The 18085-nt window shown below is 45.9% G+C and carries 9 protein-coding genes; 8 read left to right on the top strand and 1 reads right to left on the bottom strand.

The annotated features are described in order from the left end of the window. The first annotated feature begins 54 nt into the window (after positions 1-54). Together QUA90_RS25860 and QUA90_RS25855 are read left to right on the top strand one after the other, a co-directional pair. Positions 55-3651 (top strand): hypothetical protein, encoded by a 3597-nt coding sequence (locus QUA90_RS25860; protein ID WP_333316129.1) that lies wholly within the window; start codon positions 55-57, stop codon positions 3649-3651. Positions 3652-3680: 29 nt separating this feature from the next. Next, positions 3681-7559 (top strand): hypothetical protein, encoded by a 3879-nt coding sequence (locus QUA90_RS25855; protein ID WP_333316127.1) that lies wholly within the window; start codon positions 3681-3683, stop codon positions 7557-7559. A 244-nt stretch (positions 7560-7803) separates the two neighbouring features. On the opposite strand, the gene QUA90_RS25850 is transcribed toward QUA90_RS25855, so the two are convergent. Further along, complete coding sequence (locus QUA90_RS25850) at positions 7804-8778, bottom strand: tyrosine-type recombinase/integrase (protein ID WP_333316125.1); 975 nt, start codon at positions 8776-8778, stop codon at positions 7804-7806. 295 nt (positions 8779-9073) lie between these two features. Between QUA90_RS25850 and QUA90_RS25845 the strand changes: the two genes are divergently transcribed. The 6 genes from QUA90_RS25845 to QUA90_RS25820 all read left to right on the top strand — a co-directional run bounded on the left by QUA90_RS25845 (position 9074) and on the right by QUA90_RS25820 (position 17266). Then, positions 9074-9568: a DNA methyltransferase gene (locus QUA90_RS25845; RefSeq protein WP_333316123.1), complete on the top strand. Its 495-nt coding sequence runs from the start codon at positions 9074-9076 to the stop codon at positions 9566-9568. 21 nt (positions 9569-9589) lie between these two features. Continuing rightward, positions 9590-9889, top strand: a complete 300-nt coding sequence (locus QUA90_RS25840) for a hypothetical protein (protein WP_333316121.1) — start codon at positions 9590-9592, stop codon at positions 9887-9889. 299 nt (positions 9890-10188) lie between these two features. Then, positions 10189-11925, top strand: coding sequence for a helix-turn-helix transcriptional regulator (locus QUA90_RS25835; RefSeq protein ID WP_333316119.1), 1737 nt, complete (start codon positions 10189-10191; stop codon positions 11923-11925). Between the two features lie 532 nt (positions 11926-12457). Continuing rightward, positions 12458-15886 carry a plasmid replication protein, CyRepA1 family gene (locus QUA90_RS25830; RefSeq protein WP_333316117.1) on the top strand — a complete coding sequence of 1143 codons (3429 nt, stop codon included), beginning with the start codon at positions 12458-12460 and terminating at the stop codon, positions 15884-15886. 743 nt (positions 15887-16629) lie between these two features. Continuing rightward, positions 16630-16980: a hypothetical protein gene (locus QUA90_RS25825; protein ID WP_333316115.1), complete on the top strand. Its 351-nt coding sequence runs from the start codon at positions 16630-16632 to the stop codon at positions 16978-16980. Continuing rightward, entirely contained in the window at positions 16949-17266 is a 318-nt protein-coding gene (locus QUA90_RS25820; protein WP_333316113.1) for a helix-turn-helix domain-containing protein, read from the top strand. Before QUA90_RS25825 ends, QUA90_RS25820 begins: the two co-directional genes overlap by 32 nt. Positions 17267-18085 lie beyond the last annotated feature (819 nt).

The raw sequence follows: 18085 nt of genomic DNA, 5'->3' as shown, positions 1-18085 counted from the left end.
CTTAACCAGTGAACAATCCGCAACCAGTTTTCATAAAAGAAGGAGCTAGTTCCCGTGAAAAATGAGTTAAAAGAAGACAGGAATGAACTGGCGAGGCTGGATTATAGCGACTGGCTAGCAAAAACTCTTGACGAACTGAATCAAGAAACCGGAGCAGCAATATTTTGCTTAAAACAAGATATCCCTTCAGGAAGATTTAGGTTAATTATAGACATTCATTGTTTGGCTTTTCAACTCGCAAAAAATCAAGAATTAAGACCTCCATTAGAGCCAGGAGAAAAAGCCTATAAAGCGACAATAAACATGGTTGAAAAATGCCGTGAAACCTTCGGAGAAAAAATTCAAGAAATCAAAACGGCTTTATCAAATAGATTAATCGAGGCTATTAGGAAAGTCCACGGCTCAGAGCCTGATGAAGAAAGCTCAGAGCCTGATGAAGAAAGCTCAGAGCCTGATGAAGAAAGCTCAGAGCCTGATGAAGAAAGCTCAAAGCCTGATGGAGAAAGCTCAAAGCCTGATGGAGAAAGCTCAGAAGTGACAATTGATGAATTAATCGAGTCAATGCTTGTACCCCTGGCATCAATGCCAAAGCAGCCCTCCTTGTTTGCTTGGCAATTCCCTTCGATGACTGGGTTGAGTTCGCAGGATTTGACCTTGGATTATGAAGTGGAGACTCCTACAATCAGGAGTCACAAAGTAACAATAGAGATAAATAGTACAACTCGCTTCCGCGAATTTGTGGTGACTGGGCTGGAAAATTATGTTCAATTCTTGAAAATACAACAGGACTCAAATTATCCTGATTTTGTAATTAAAAACGTGAGAACGAGCCTCGATTTGCTCAAAACTAATGGTTCTAATGAATTATGCCAACTTGAAAAATTACTTAATCAGGAAACAATCGGTCGCCTGAAAAGAGAGGCGGAAGTAACTTACTTGGAATCCTTGGCAAATATAATTGATGAAGATTGCGCTCGCGTTAGAGACTCGAAGCAAAAAAGTAAGTTAATACATCAGTTTGCCCTTAAAGGGAAACAACAGCCACGCGGAATATCACTCGACGAAGCCTCGTTTTATTTGAGGGACTACAGCCGGCGTCTTAGATCACTGGAAAAATTCATCAACGACAAAAAGAAACCAGAGGCTTATTACGAAGTAACATACCAGGGCGTACTTGTAGACATCCAAGAATTATTCTCTGGGCGGGATGCCTTCTCCGAGTTACCTCTTTTAGGCAAAATCGATGGCTGTATTGGAGAAACAGACGATCCACATCAGAGCATTACCTCAATAACTTTTGGACTCAAATTCAAGTTAAACGGGCGCGTCAGTAATCCGGTTCTTTACGATTCTTCATTTGTGTATGGGCTTGAGATGATTAAGCCGGATTCAAAGTTGCATAACATAAATTTGGACGATCTAACGCAGGAGAGGCGCAAGAAACACATTGAGAAAATAGTTAAGTTTTTCGTTCTTTATTACTTTGCATTTGCCTGTCCAAACCCTCTAGCGCCAAATTATTGTTACGAGGATGTTCTAAATTTTGATGTAATCAGGAGATTTACGGAAGAAGTATTGCCTCAGTTGAAAGAAGAAGCTCTTGACAGTGATGAGGCTAAGAAAAATTTAATGATAAAGTTTGTTGGTGAAATGAGTGAATACTTAGTTACTGACAAACTGGAAGCTGTGGTAAAGGCTCTTAAAGAATACTTAAAAAAAGAAAAACTTGGGTTTTCTGCCGAAAAAAAGGTAAATATAGGGCTGTCACGGACATTGCTTCTGTCAGACTTGAGCGAAATCAGCAATACGGGTAGATTCTTCGGGAATGAACTGTCGGAGAATCTGAAGGAATGCCTCAAGTATGTTTTCATCTCGGCACAGGTGGCAAATAAAGACGCAATCATCCAGTTTCCTGTAACGCTGACATTTGAGACGGATAACTTCTACCGCACGAGTAAGAAGCGCGAGTTCGACATGAGCTATCAAATTGGCGACATTCAAATGCTTCCCGTGTTCTATAGTTTTGCAAGTCAAGATACAAGCAAGCAATTTGCTCGCGATAAAAAGAACATCGAAATGCTCGCACCCTTATTAGGGGAGAAACGTAACCTGCCCCAAAATGCTGATGAAGCATCGGAATACATGAGTCGCCTTGTATTTCCTGGCTCACTAATAGAGTTTAAAGTGACTGAAGTACCTTTAGAAAAAGCCACAGAACGGGGGCGTTTTATATACGAGCTTACTTGGCGGACGCTGGGCTTCATAATATTAGATATTCTGACATCTCAAGCGCGAAAAAATAAAAATTTATTTGTAGGTCAGTGGCTGCTGCACCAAACAGCAGAAGCCCAAACAACGCAGCAGGAAACATTGCTTCATCAAATAGTGGAGGAATGGAGTTATGTATTGAGCGACTCCTTGTTGATGAATTCTCAAGGAATAGTGATGCCGAATATTAACCGTTATAAAATTCCAAATGCCAAGTGTTCGCTCTACTCAATATTGCCACAGGAATACAAAATTAAGAACAATAACAATAGAACCATAGAGCCCTTGTTAATAATGATGGTTTCAAGCAACAAATGCGACGCCCGTTCCTCACGTTGGGGAGAAAACTACATTGCCAATTTGACGGGTGAAGTTGTGGCAGTGGAGCCTACAGAAACAGGTCTAAAAGTGAGGATGGTGAAAACTCTGGCGGGAAATTACAGAGGGGATGAACTGCATCGCTGTCCTGCAGTGCTGCGCGACACAATTAGCGATATGTATCTCAAGGGGTTTCGCCACGTTATATACATAGCTAGCAGTCCCTTTTCTGAACACCTGCGCGTGACTGACCAACAAAATGAATTGTTCTTCATGTCGCCGGAACTCATCAAATACCTCAAGATTGCTGATGATCTGGTAATATATCCGGTTCTGTACGACAGTTACAGCGCCTTGCGGATTGATGGGGAACTGAAAGAAGAGACTTTGTACGTTCAGGACGTGCGCCAGTTGAGTAACGTATTTAATGACCCCAATCGCTCCCAGGTAGTATTTTTCAATTTGTTCACCGGAAAGGCTGTAGAGCGAGATCGTATTTTCTACAACACTGTGACAACTTATTCTACCTTGCTCAACGCCCACCCTGGCGACGTAATTGACGTGAATAAGGTGATGGACGGTCTCATCAAAGAGGGGCCGCTCAAAAATGACCTCATGCTTGGGTTAACGCTCTTGCATTATTCAAAATACGAAAAAAGCCAAACTAAGGCAGAGAAATCGTTCCTCAAACTCGACCCCCTAAATGATATTATCGGCGACAATGCAATTGGCAGGTCAGCAGCCAAAAGTCGGCACTGCATCTCTTCGGTGCAAATGAATTCTATCGCATATCTCACAGAAGTGTACAACGCATTGATCGTTCCAATTTCTGAAGAGAATGCGATACATAGCAACATTAATCTATCTCACTCCTCTCTCTTGCTTCTCGATGAAATTAAGAATTACTTAGTAGATCGTGAAGTAAGCGCTCCCGATGAGCTGCCTCAACATTATGTTGACTGCTTGGTTGAGTCCTATTCCAATCCGATGCTTAAGGAGCGAGTTGAATCGATAATCGCTTCCCAGTGGTGGGTTATTAGCAACGGCGATATTGTCCCGTTTTAAAGGCTCTGTAAGTTTTAGAGGATCTGTAAATGGAAATAAGAGAGGCACAAGGACATCTTTTCGAGCTAGCATTTAACGCGGGAATATTGACGGCGATTCATCAAACAGGGATGAAATACGCCCACATGGGTTTATTCATTGATGATTTAAAAAAACTCAATCATCGAGGAGTCGTCAATAGCCTCGTTCAAATGAAATTGAAAGAGGGATTTATTGACGCGGAGAGTCAGCGAATATGGGCAACCTGGGGCAAGTTGTTACTCCTGCGGGGTCATCTTGGCGGTTTGGGTTTATGGCACGAACTGATGGATGCGTTCGGGTACTCCTCTAATACAAGCAGATATTGGGAATTGCTGTACGTGCAGTGCTGTCTTTCGGATGCAACCAGCATGAGAACACTGGAAAAAAACGAACATGACCGCTATTCTCAAATCCTTTCCCAGTTGGGCATTACCCCAGATAAGGTTTTCCCATACATAAATAAATACGCTACAACGGGGGAATTTTTAAAGGCGGACACATTAATGCTGATGTCGAAAGAGGGGGAGGGAGGCGGAAAAAAGGAATATCGCATCGTCTGCGTTGATTTGTCTGCATTCACCGTTGATAGCAATGACAGCAGCGAGTTGAACGAAGGGGAAAATCAGGGTGCAACTGATGAACGAGAACATTGCGATTTGTGGAATTTATCGAGTGCTTTATCAATCCTTGAGTCTCTCGGAGTGGAACTGCACCGCTTAATGTCCAAAAGTGTTTATCATCACTTAAAAATTGACACAAAGGAAGGAAGCAATCGAGAATTAATAATTGGGCGTGACATAAAGGATTACCTGACAGCTTTTTCTTATTACGACAAGGACTTTGTTAAGTTGGTGCAGGCGGCATCGTACTCCGCTAGTTTTGTCAAGTTTCTCGAATCAGAGAACAGGATACCAAAGGATGCAACTGTCCAAGTCACGGCGATCGGTTACACGACGCAGGGAATTAGCACTCTGAATGTCGGGCGGGAAGATTTCGATATCCTTGATCGTTGCGCCGACGCATATAAGTCCATGAAGAGACAGGAAAAGTCTGACACAGAGAATTCAATCGATAGTTATAAGCGGACGCTTGTTAAGATGCTCAATTTAATCAAGCGAAGTGTCGCGGATAGTTTATTGTACGCACCCGGTGGAATGGGAGTCAGCGTTGGAAACAGTACAGCAGGAGAATGCGAACAAGAGAGCGATCGCCAACAGCAGGACGTAAAAGAATTTGTTGACTCGCTGTGCGATATGAATACCACTGCGGACAGAACCGTGTCTTTCACTGAAACAATTAGTAATTTTCACAATCCATCGGATTTTCTAGATGATTCGATTACTTCAAAATACAACCTTCCTCAGAAAATTACGCTAAGGAATGCTCATGCCCAAATAATAAACGAACAACTGTCATCCGCCTGTCGCTATCTGTTCCTGACCGGAAATCCGGGTATTGGGAAAACAACGACAGTGGTAGATTTTCTTCGCGATCGCGTTAACGAGGGCTTCCTGCTGTTCTACGTCAGTCCGCGGCTATCGGTTAACGAAGACACAATCAATAAATTTAGAACTGAATCGCGGCGCTTGTTTGCTGATGACCTGTACTGCATTTATACCAGCCACGCTATTATTGCCACCAACAACGGCTTGCCAACAGTCAAATATTATTCTAATGGCGATACTAATACTTCTAATTGGTCAGGGGTAACTTTTATTGGCGTTGGAGATGAGGGAAAGCATCTCACAAGAGCGAGACAGGAAATAAGTCGTCTTTCAGGAAATTCGCTTGGCTACGATAAAAAATCAGGAACGGGAGTGATTAGGAGCCTGTGCGATGCTGGTCACGCTCTCATCAATAAGGGCGTGAGTAAAATTGTGATTACCTGCTCTACTCAGTCCCTCCGTAAAGTGAATAAATACGGAGACTCCTTAGATAACTTTCATAGACTATTCCGTTCGGTTACAAATCAGGGTGAAGTGATTTCAGAGGAAATGATTAAATTATCTTCACGCCTGAGAAACATCATTGTTATGGTTGACGAAGTGACGGGCGATAGCGCTGGGGTTGAGTGGTTTCACGCCATGCAGAAATGGCTGGATAAAAAGCTTGAACTCTTCGATAAATCGCATGGTTTTAATACTAAACTGATTGTTGCTGACGCTTCCCTAATAGGTGTTGAAGTTGTTAAGCCGCACCTCGGTACAAGGGAAGCGGAGCCGGCTAAGATTTACTGTTCTCCTGTTGAGAATGAGCGAGAGCCACTGGAGCTTAGTTTTCAGTCGTTTACTGATGAGTCAGCACGGCGAGGAATTATTGATTCCACCATAATTAACGCCAACTCATATCCAGCAAGACTTATTGAACTCACTTACAAAGTTTTCTTCGAGACTTGTAAAATTAATGAGGATGGCTCCCTTAAAAATAAACTGGGTCAGTCAGCGCGGGACGATTCCCTAGTAACCGAAATAATCCACCACGTCTCTGAGCAAAATTCAGACCAATTACTGGTTTACATTCAGGACAAGCAACGTCTGATACAATTAATAGATTTGGTCAAAAAGAGGCAGCCTCGATTCGATAAAAATAAGGCTTATCTGGAAATACATTCCCTTTCAGATCCAGACAAGGAAAGCCGCCTTGAATGTAAAGACCAGGTTAGAGTAGTATTTATGACATCATCAGCTTCTCGCGGCATTTCCTTTCCTCATGCAAAACACATAATCGTCGAGCTACCTAGGTTTCAGATAGAAAACAACCTGATGGAAATTATTCAGACCATCTATCGAGGTCGGGGCGATTTTGCCGAGGGAAAAAATAACGATCGCGAACCTAAGAAAGTGACGGTGTACATTGTTGAAAAAGTATTCACCAATGTACCCAGCAAGCAACAAAGTCAGATCACTCGCGTCGCAAATCTGATAGGTTCCTTGCTCGTCTTGCGAACAGCGATAATGACGAGAATTACGGGTGCAGGATATCTCTGCGGACGCAGCACAGCAATGATTCCCATTGGCGGAAAAGGGATGTATTCGGGTGGCGAGACGTTTAGTACCCGTATCAAGTCTCTCATGCAGCGGCTGCGGAGCCATCAGCGTCTACATCCAGAAGATCGAGATGTTAAACTTGCTCTCGAACATTTGCCTTGTTTTTTTGAGTCTGCGAAATTCTTCCTACAGAAGTCTACTTGCTCACCCAATTCTTCTGTTTCCTACGAACAGACAAGGAAAAAAATTAGCTTACCGTCTCTATTGGAGTTAGGCGTTGATTTCTTATTTGACCAATGCTCTTGCATGGCTGACTTGTTGGATATCGAACTCAGCCCGCAGGTTTTTTATGTGGATGGTTCGCTGTTGCTCGTCCCAATGAATAATAACACAGTGACCTCCCTTTACAGGTTCGATCCTTATTCCCAAGTCAGTAAATACGCGACGCCAGAATTCATAAATGCTTTGGAAAATATCTGGCGCAAAAATTACCCACAAGATATAAAAAATGAAATTTACTTCGCTCTTGATTTCATCCAAAAGCTCAAGCAAAATGAGGAGATTACGCAGCAACTTAGCGACTCTAGCAATTTCAGCGACCAGTATTTCGCTGTTCCCCTACATTTCTTGGTTGCAGATGAAACTCTCCGGCGCTCATTTACAGAAGAGAGTGAAAACTCGCCTGTGAGTCACAGGTTTCGTATGTTACTGGAGCGTTATGTCAAGGCTTTGTACCCCGCTACTGATTTTCTCCCCATCGGCAATGGCTTCGTTGATTTTCCTTGGGTGATTTTTAAAAGTTACGACTTGGCGCAGATTCGTCGGGGTTTGTTCAGAGCAAATTACTTTCTTAACTCTCGCTCCCTGAATCTCCTCAATCTTATTTTGTTCAGGGGGTGACAAGCGCCTCCTGAATTTTAGTCTAACTGCTTTGCTGCATTACCTGCAACCGTCGCTCGTTGACTTGCCCCGCATCCCTTCTATCAGCTTGCCTGCTAATAACGCAGTTATGCACTGCTGTAACTGGTAAAGGTTCAGCCAGTCGCACCCAACTAATCTTAGAGTGTCAGACGAAAGTTAACAGTTTCGGTAAGTTTCCCCATAGTCTTGTATTCGATTATTATCCGAACATATAAATCTCAACTTAGCGTACCAAACCAGCCAGCAGCCCCGACGCTTCCCGCTGCAAGCTCTGCCGATTATCATCGTAGCAATTAAGGACGTTCGAGCTGGTATGGCGGCTCAACTTCTGCGCCATTCGCGTATTGCCGTTGCTTGCATCTAACAGCGTCGTAATTGCAGCGTGGCGTATTCTGTGCGGGCTGATTCTTTTAGGAATTCCCGCAGCGGAGCAAGTTGAGAAAACAAGCTTGTAAATAGCGTACCCGCTCAACCTCAACCCATATTCCCGCTTTGTCAAAGCAATAAATAAAGGATCGAGGGGCATTGCAGCTCCCCGCACGCTCAGCCAATCAGAAATCGCATCTGCCGTCGCGCTATGCAAGTCAATTAGCTGCGCTTGAGTTCCCCTACCTTTGCCGTAAATGTTCAGAGTTCGGGCTAGCGGGTCAAAGTCGCCTATATTGGCTCCGCCGAGCTCCCCCCGGCGCAACGCATTGTCCCACAGCAGCCGGAGAACTGCATAGTCGCGCTTTCCCTGGGGTGTACTCCTGTCAGGAATGGACAACACCGACTGCATCGCCGCCACATTCTCAGAAGCAACTCGGCCAAACCCTGTAGTATCCCGGTAAGGAACCACCTTCTCTCCTTCAACATCTACCAAACTCCACTCGCACTCGCCCACCTTCCGAGCAAAATTCACCAAACTTTTGATAGCCGCCAGCCGCCGATTAATCGTCGCTTCCTTAAGTCCCTTGTCGATTAGTTTGGCTTTATATTTGAGAACCACCGCGACAGCGGCGAAGCGGTTCAGCCGTAGGAACTCGCGCACCAATGCCGGGTGAGGTTCCTGCCCCGTCATTGTCGCAAAGAAATCGTACAAGTCTTTCTCATAAGCACGCCTAGTGTTGACAGAGCGCTTGGCAGCTAACAGCTCTGCCACTAGGTCGCGCGTCGAAGCTATTTCTCCAAAGGAATTAGTAGCGTGTTCTAAGTCCATAGCCGGCCTGATAATTTCTGTTTCCAGACCAGATTACCCTCATTAGGGGTGCAAAAAGATGGATAATTTACCAGTCCGTTCGGCGAGCGTACTAATGATGAGCGGTGGGCTCCAAAACCTTGCAGGCGCAGCGGCGATCGCTGCAATTGAGTGAACGAGCATAAATTTTGATGGTCAAACAATTAAAGCTGCCTCTTGGGGAAGTTCTGCCGCTAGCGCCGCCCCCTCTCTCTCAAGAGGGCAACAGCACCTTTTCAACCTTTACAGACAACATCAAGTTGCCCGTTCACCGCTGGTGCGAGATGAGCGTGCGGGTTTCTCGGCCTCTTGGGTCGAAACCGTTATTGCTAGAGCCTTGGAACGGGGGAGTGCGACTGTCTTCGATCCATTTGCCGGTGCGGGGACGACGCTGCTTGCTGCTGAGAAAATGGGGGTTGAATGCTTGGGAGTAGAAGCTCATCCCTTCGTTGCTAGGATTGCTTCAGCCAAGTTGTTATATCGAACTGACCCCGCTCTTTATTTAGAGCATATAAGAAATGTCAAAATACGTGCCGAAAATTTGTCGGGCTGTGTAGATAATTATCCGGCTTTGATTCGTTCTTGTTTAAGCGATCGCTCCCTTGAAGGCTTAAATCGATTGTGGCAGGCTTGGAAACAATTAGCTGACGATTCTCCTCAATCCGAGTTGGTATGGCTGACAATTATAGCCATTCTCTGCCATGTTTTCTGCGTTGGAACTGCCCCTTGGCAGTACATCTTACCTAACCCAACCAAAAAATCTGTATTGTAGCCGATGTCAGCTTTTGAGCTAATGGTTCAAACCCAGGTTCAAGACATGAGAATTGCAGGAAAAACAGCAGCTAATACTGCTAAGAGCGTTCGCTCTGATGCTCGGAATTGTCTTGGCGTACCGGATGATTTTGCTGATTTAATCATTACCTCGCCGCCCTATGCTAATAACTATGACTATGCCGATGCTACGCGCTTAGAGATGTGCTTTGCAGGAGAAATTAGTGGAAAAACCGGAAGCATAACGTCCCTCTGTGCGAAGGCTGTTTGTGGGTTAGGGGATGAGCGATCTTTGACAATAGCTTGTATCAACAGTTCTTAGTTTTAGGCAGAAATTAACAGCGATAGAGCAGGAAAGTATTACTGTAAAATGTTAAAATAATAGCGTTATGGTAAACTGTAGTAACGAGCGGATTGGGACAGTATATAGGAGAGCTTTCGATCGTGAAGTTAGTGAAAAAACATATTATTTCTCGCCACCACTGGAACGCAAATGCTTTGGGGATACAGGGCGTGGTAGTACGGAAAGTTCGGGTTACTCCTTACAAAACGGTTCGATAAAGCAAGTGAGATATTTGTCTATCAAACCTGTAACTATTATTGGCATGAAGAGGCTAGGCTATGGAGTTATATACTACCACCACCACCACGATAGATGGCGAGCGCATTCAAGAGTACGCCAAGAAGCTACGCCAAGGGAATTTTTTAGAAACTTTGGCCTTGAATGTAGCAATGGGGATTCATACCGAAATTACTAAAAGGGATGAAACATTAGAAGGCTTTAGTCCTAAGTGTGTTGATGAACTCGAAAAATTTCTCAAAGAGCAGATAGTTGATGATGCTTTCTACTTGACAAAAGCAGAGGAGATATTAAATCATCTGACCCTCTGGCTTGAGGCAGGTAGAACCGAGGAAAATTTATGGAAAAACGTGGCACTTGATTCAGCTTTAATTTTTCTAGAGCCACTCGATTTATCCAATCGGACACTAGATGAGTTAACCGCTATGCTGGGGCTGGCTTCAAAAACAGTTCCCGCAACCGAACCCCAGGTATTTATCAGCACCACAATCACTCAAATACTCACCTCAGCCCCTCCTAGAACGGCTTGCAAGTCCTTATTACGAATTTGGGATTGGCAAGAAGATGCCCATAAAAATGTGTTTTTTCGAGATAATTACAACACGGGTTTTGTTAAGTTAGCCTTAAAGGATAAAGACCCAGTTACTAAAGAATATTTTTACTTTACAGGCAAGGCCGCCTGGGGAATTATTGAGGAATTTGGCAATTTGGGGAAAGATACTGCCAAACTCCACTGTTTACTATCTGCCTATGTTTTTCAACAAGCTGTGCCTTGGAGAACTGAAATTAAGCTAGCTGGAACTGGGAAAAATGGTGGCACTAACCTCATAGACTTAATGGGTTGGGGTGAGCGTAAAGATATGACCACTTCCCAGAAGTTACTCAGGATAGAGCAATGCCTGAAGCTTCTGAGAAGGCTGGACGCTACCATTAAATGGAATATCGGGAAGCTAGGATGCGATATGAATTCCCTCATTTGGGACGTTGCTGTGGAGCGCTACGGGCAGCGTAACATTTTCACAAATGAAATTGATGAACCAACAGAAATAGTAGCCTTCATTCGGGCGGGTAGATGGACTGAGTTTTTCTTTAATAAACCTGGCAAGAATGCCAAGCCTCCAGTGGCCTTATATGAGTTTGGTTGGATTTCAGAATCGACGCTAAAAATGAACCCCTATCATGATGAGCTAGCATTTTTAATTGCCATCAATATAACAACAGAAAGCGCCATTCATACAAATGGAAAATACACGGTTAAGACCGTCCTAGAGATGGTGATGCCGAAAAATCAAATTGAATTAATGCGGTCTGTTAAATACAAAGCTCAAGATATAAAGGAGCGGTGGGGTAAAGCTTTAATGCGATTGATTGAGTTAGATTGGCAGATTATATATGACTCTGAAACCTACCCAGAATGGTTGCGTCCTGGAAGTACAACAGGTAAACCCAAAGATTGCAAAAAAAGAATTATTGATTTACTGCTAGAAGCTGGCGTCACCATCAAGCCTCCCGGTAAAATTCCTGCCTTGATAGCTGCTAAAAAATCAGCATCTTTGCCCCGGAAACGGAAATCAGCATCTGCTGCCCCGTTAGAGTGGGAACCGATACAGAAGGCTTGTGAAGCAAAGGGTTGGACGAAGCAAAGAGCCATCGCCGAAAAGCTGGGCATATCTCAGCAGCTAGTCTCACAGCTTCAGCGCGGCAAGCCAATTAGCCCCAAAACCGCCGCCCACCTCAGAAAAATCTTGCCTAAAGTGCTACCGGAACTGTCAATCTAGCTTCCCATCCCTTTAACTCGAACTCCAGCCCCAAGCGTAGTAAGGCTGGAGTTTTGCGTAGTAAGGCAAAAATGACCTCAAAATCACCTTCAAACTATTATCAGGCAAGGCTTACGACTTTACTACGGACACACCCGGATCTAGCTACCAAAACACCCGGATCTAGCTACCAAAACACCCGGATCTAGCTACCTTTCAAATTTGAAACCGTTTTACAGCAAGCGTTTCAGAACTTTACTACGCCTGGATTATCTTAATTAATTAATTATCTTTGATCGGCGTGCAAGCAGCGATTTTCAGAACATGAGACAAAGGGATGTTCCCCACTCAAGGAATAGCCCGGTGAAGATTTATCGAGATAGCACAGGCATTGACCTTCAAAATCAGTCCTCACAGAGACTCATAGTCCACTTAACCCCATCTGACCCGTTCATGAGGCGCTCTGGCGGTAGCCAGATTCGGGTGCAACTTGGAGTGCCTTTCGCATTGCTACTAGGCCAGAAGGTCAACACAGCCAACATGGGGGTGCGTTATGGTCTTGTCTAAGTCCGCCCTCACTGAATGGCAAGAAAGCGGCGTAGACTCCGCCATCTTCGCCCTCAACGTGCAAACTCTTAGTGGCGACGCCCCCTACGCCTACCTCCTCTACGAAATTAACGCCGCCTCCGGCAGAGTCCACCCCGACGCACAATGGCGGTGGGCCAGAAAACACTACAGCCACATCGAGCACGGTGGTTGGTGGTGTTCGGGCCTTGACCCCCTCAACAACTGGCAGCCCATGTATTGGGGCTGCTTCAAACCCTATCAGCCCCGCAACAGCTTCGACCCAAACGGTAAAACCAAGCCCGTCAAATACGAACACCCCCCCAAAACCCCCACCAGAGCCTTCTTCCTGCAAGTCCCAGACCACATCTGGGCAAAAGTTGCAGAACGCCACGGCGTCCCCATCAACCCTGAAAATCCAGAGGACTTAGAGATGGGGAGCACAGGAACGGGGGAGACGGGAGACGAAAATCTCCCCTCTGCCCCTGTGCCCCTCCGCAACCCCACAAACCCGCCTCAATTCTGGGAATGGGTTTGGCTCAACAACATCCCCGTCACCATCGTCGAAGGCGTAAAAAAAGCCGCCTGCCTGCTCACAATGGGCTACGCGGCCATTGCCCTCCCCGGCGTCACGATGGGCGTCAGAACCAAGAACGCGCTAGGGGAGAAGTGCAACCCCTATCTCATCCCCGAACTCCAACACTTCGCCACCCCAGGGCGGGAAATCTACATCGGCTTCGATCGCGACAGCAAGCGCTCTACCGTCCTCAACGTCAACCGCGAGATTGACAAACTCGGCCGCCTGTTCACCGCCGCCAAATGCTCTGTCAGCGTCATCACTCTGCCAGGACCGGAGAAAGGCATCGACGATTTCGTGGTAGCCAGAGGCGAGGATGCGCTCATTGCCCTCAAAAACGCAGCACGAGGCTTCCAATTTTGGCAGGATAGGGAATCATGGCTTTTAACCTATCCCGCGTCTTTAACGCTAAATTCTCGCTATCTGGGAGAACTCCCCTATCCAGAGTCCGGGTTAGCCTGCATCAAATCCCCCAAAGGCACCGGCAAAACCCGCTCCCTCGCCCACCTGGTTTCCCACGCCCTCAACACGGGCGAACGCCGCGTGCTAGTCATCACCCACAGGATTCAGCTCGGCCGCGCCATCTGCGCTGGGTTGGGAATCAACTACATCGACGAAACCAAGAACTCGCCGGAAGGCAAATTATTCGGGTACGGCTTGTGTGTAGACAGCCTCCACCCCCACTCAATGGCCCGTTTCAACCCCGAAAACTGGTCTGGGGCGATCGTCCTCATTGATGAGTGCGAACAAGTCATCTGGCACGCCTTGAACTCCAGCACCTGCCGCGAAAACCGCGTCGCCATCTTGCAAACCCTGCAAGAACTCATTCGCACCGTCTTAACCACCGGCGGCTTAATCGTTGCCCAGGATGCTGATTTATCTGATTGCGCGATCGACTACTTGAAGGCGCTTGCTGGCATCCCTCTCGAACCTTGGATTGCCGTCAACCAATGGAAACCTAAAAAAGAGCGGGACGCGATCTTCTACGCCACTCAAAGTCCCGCACCACTATTCGCTCAAATGGAGCAAATTCTGTCGCGAGAAGTCACCGGCTGCGACCTTGAAAGTCGCGCCCTCTGCTGCCCGATCGATCGAAACAGGCCCCACATTATGGTTGTTGAAGACTCCCAAAAAGTCAAAGGAAAATGGTCGTGTCGCAATCTAGAAACACAACTGCAAAAACGATTTCCCGACAAGCGCATTCTCAGGATTGATAGCGAGTCAGTAGCCGACCCCAACCACCCCGCTTATGGCTGCGTTGAGAAACTTAATGCCACCATTCAAAACTACGACATCATCATCGCTAGCCCCACCATTGGCACAGGAGTTAGCATCGACATTCGCGGTTATTTTACAGCCGTATTCGGCATTTTCAAAGGAGCAATTGCCGTCAACGATGCCTTGCAAGGTCTCGCTCGCGTCAGGGATGAAAATGTTCCAATCTTTGTCTGGACAGCGCCCTTTGGCATTGGCAAAATTGGCAACGGCAACGCTTCTTACCGAGCTCTCCTCGCTTCCCAGCAGAAGGTTATCAAAACCAACATCCGCTTGCTGCAAAGCGTTGACTTCGACATCGACGCGGCCCACGACCCGGTTCACCTGCGGACTTGGGCAAAAATGGCTGCTAGAATCAATGCCGGAATGTGGCATTACAGGGAGGCGATTAGGTACAGCTTAAAAGCTGAAGGGTTTCAGGTAAAACTGTGCCGAGAAAATCAGCTAGAACAACTCCTTTTAGAGGGATTAACGCAGCAAATAGCAGCCAGCGCGGTCAAAAACTGGAAGCTATTGCAGCAGCTTGCCCGGGAGGTTGATGCTCAGTTAAATGAATTAACTCTCCGAAATGTCGGAGCTGCTCTGGTTAAGGAAGAGGCTGAGTCAATTCAGCAAGAGAACCGCAGGGTAGAAGCGGATGCTGTTGCTGGTGCTCCTGATATTACTCTGTCTGAGTATCTGAAGTTGAAGGACAAGCGCTCCAAGACTCCCGGCGAACTCAATCAAGAACGCAAGTACCAACTGCAAGAGACTTATGGTGTGTCGGTGACGCCCGAGCTGAAATTGAAGGACGACGACGGCTGGCTGCCTCAAATTCGCCTGCATTACTATTTGACCCATGACCCAGAGTTTGTCAAGAAACGAGATAAAAATCACTTGGCAGGCCATCAAGAAAGGGGTCAAGGGAAGGTTTGCCCGCAAGATTTGCGCTTCCTGAAAGCTTCTGTGGAAGCTCTCAAGAAGTTGGGGCTGATGGAGTTCTTTGACTCAGACAGGGAGTATCGAGGGACTGACCCGGAGGTGATAGCCTTTGCTCAAAGGGTCAAGCAGTATTCTGCGGACGTGAAAGATTTTCTGGGTATCAACGTCCACCCTAATGCCCACCCAATGGAGGTGGTTCAGTATGTTTTGAAGGGGAAGCTGGGCTTTACCCTGCGGCTGGTTCGCCAAGAAAGGTCGGAGGAACGAGATGCTTTGGGCAGGCCCAAGCGCATTCGAGTTTACCAGTTCCAGTTCCCCAACGACGGCAGGTCGGCGATTTTTGCAGCTTGGCAGCAGCGGGATGAGAAGGCCATCTCTTTGGCAGAAGCCGCGGCTCCCTGTTTGGAAGGGGTTCCTGGCGGCACAGGGTCGGATAAAGATATAAAGATATCGGGAAGTGTGCCACCAATTGATGAAGCTGCGAACGCAGGACACTCATTGAAGGTGGGCGCGCTTGTGCGGTTTGTTGGTGAGGTTCAAAAATATGTGGTTAAAGCTGTCTCAGGCGCTCGAGTGATGGTGGAATCGTTGCTTTCGGGTGCGATCTTCCACACTTGCGATCGCCGTTTGGAGCTGGCGGATTGAGGAGCAAGGTGAGAACGCTGCCAAAAAGTGCGATTCGTTTAGTCCCAGCGCGACCTGAAAAGGATCGTCTGTTCCGCAGAGCCTACTCTGCTAAGGACTTCACAGCCTTTACCCTCATGTAAAAGACTCATCTGAGTCCGGCCGCGTCTCAGTACAGTATTAGACGCTCGCGGCGCCGGCTCGCCGAAAAAATACTTTTCAAACGCGATATCGAGGGGAATTCGCGGATGGAACGATCGCGCTCACCTATGCGTGCGGTCTCAGACTATATTGCCTCGAAAGACCGCAATACCCCTATCGCAGGAGTTCTGTGGGGGGCGCAGTTGGCGCTCTTCAAAGCAAGTAATGCTGCGAGCGATCGCCAATAAACATATCTCAAGCCAATAAATAATAACTCCGACAGGTATCCGGTAAAAACTTGAAAGATTCCAATCCCTCACAAGTTAAATTAGAGATTTGTGTGATAGAGGATATCGTCTTTCCAAACGCTTCATCTCTGTTGGCATATCTGTCAGTTGTCGCGCGCTCAGCAATCGATGCTACCTAGCCTCCCATCATATCTTTGAAGTGCGTGAATATCAGACGATTGTGCTTGCATCCGCTTGCAATTAATGCAGGCTCTAATATTAGAGATTTTCATTGATTGATTTAAAGAAATGTCGCTCTGCAATTTCTCTATCGAGAAATTGGTCTGAAAATTTATCAAAACAAATCAGGTGCAATAGATGCACAGTTAAAAACTCATGTCAATCCCAAAAGGAAAGCGAGATTTGATTTCAATTTTGCCACTAAAACATTTGAAGGATATGCCGCCTGCAATTGAATTGCCTGCCAACTTCGCCAAAATTCATCCCCCGCGCTTTAACTGTGGCGAAATGGTGCGCTGGACGGGTGTTAGCGAAGAAGCTGACAGAGGAATGGTTATCGGCAAATTTTACAACTACGAACAATGTCAATGCTGTTGGATGTGGTGTTACATCATTTGCCTTACTCCTGATTCCAAAAGTGCAACGTGGTGTCAGTTTGATACTGCCTGGGAGGAAGATTTGGAGAAGTTTGAGAATGATAAAAAAGCAGCAGAATCTGACCGATAGAGAACGCAATTTGATTGCAGTTTACAGTCAATGCCAATTGCGAATGACACCGAGGCAGTTTTATGCAAAGTGGGGAGTGAGTTATGAGGAAATCGCTTTTATTTGTTCTCGTTCAGATTCTACAGTGCGGCGTTGGTTTAAAACGGGTAAAAATCGCAGATTTCCTACTGCTGTCGATTTGCGTCATTTGGCTTTAATGGATTTTTTGCTGGAGCATTTTGAGGAAATTCCAGAGACATTGGTGGCTTTCCTGTGTCCGCCTTGCGAAGAGAATAGCCTGGATTAATAGTGGCGCGTATAACGGAAAGACTGTTTAGGGCAACGACTGTATACGTTGTCGCAATCATATACTGCTGACTTGTTCTAACAGTTTTGTTGGCTGCTATACATCAAGCTTTTTCAGCATCAAAAAATAATTGGAGCTTGTCTTAGCACAAACCTTGTCAAATATCAATGTCACCGTGACCTGTCTTTGACAAGATTATTCAATTACTGTCTTGGCAAGCAATGAAACAAGAGCACAATCTGTTACTTTTACTGCTGAGGTACTAAAATGACCTACTCTGAAAAATTGCACCCGTGGTGTATCATTAGCCTGCTTCCTAATTGTCAGCGTGTTATTGTGGCACGATTTCGTAAGAGAAACGATGCAGACGATCATCTACGGGTTTTGCAGCGGTTAGTGAAAACCCGCACATTTGTGATTATTTTTGACATCCAACCAAAGCCTACTGTGCCTAAAGAATAACGGCGAATGCAGCGAAGGTTTGAAATCGAATTAATCAAGATACCTGCGTTAGTTGAATAAACCGACTTTCCAGCGATTTCTCCCAGCGACAGAACCTACTGATAGCTGGGAGAAGTTTTTATCAATTGAATGGTGTTAACTCAATAAATTGTCAGTAGCCGACTTTTTAAAGTGTACTAACTACAACTTGTTATCATAGTCTAGATTGACGCTCTAGAGCTATCGCATTTGTACGGATAGTTACAATTGTATGAGTAAATATACTCGGATTGATAGCTGTGCAATCGTAGATGTGGCTAATAGTAATATAGCTTGCGAGCGCAATAGATATTCCTTCTCTATCAATACTTCGGAATT

The sequence above is a fragment of the Microcoleus sp. D3_18_C4 genome, assembly GCF_036702355.1.
Taxonomy (GTDB): Bacteria; Cyanobacteriota; Cyanobacteriia; order Cyanobacteriales; family Microcoleaceae; genus Microcoleus.
Note: the sequence above shows the minus strand (reverse complement) of the source record. Positions and strands in the feature narration are given on the sequence as shown.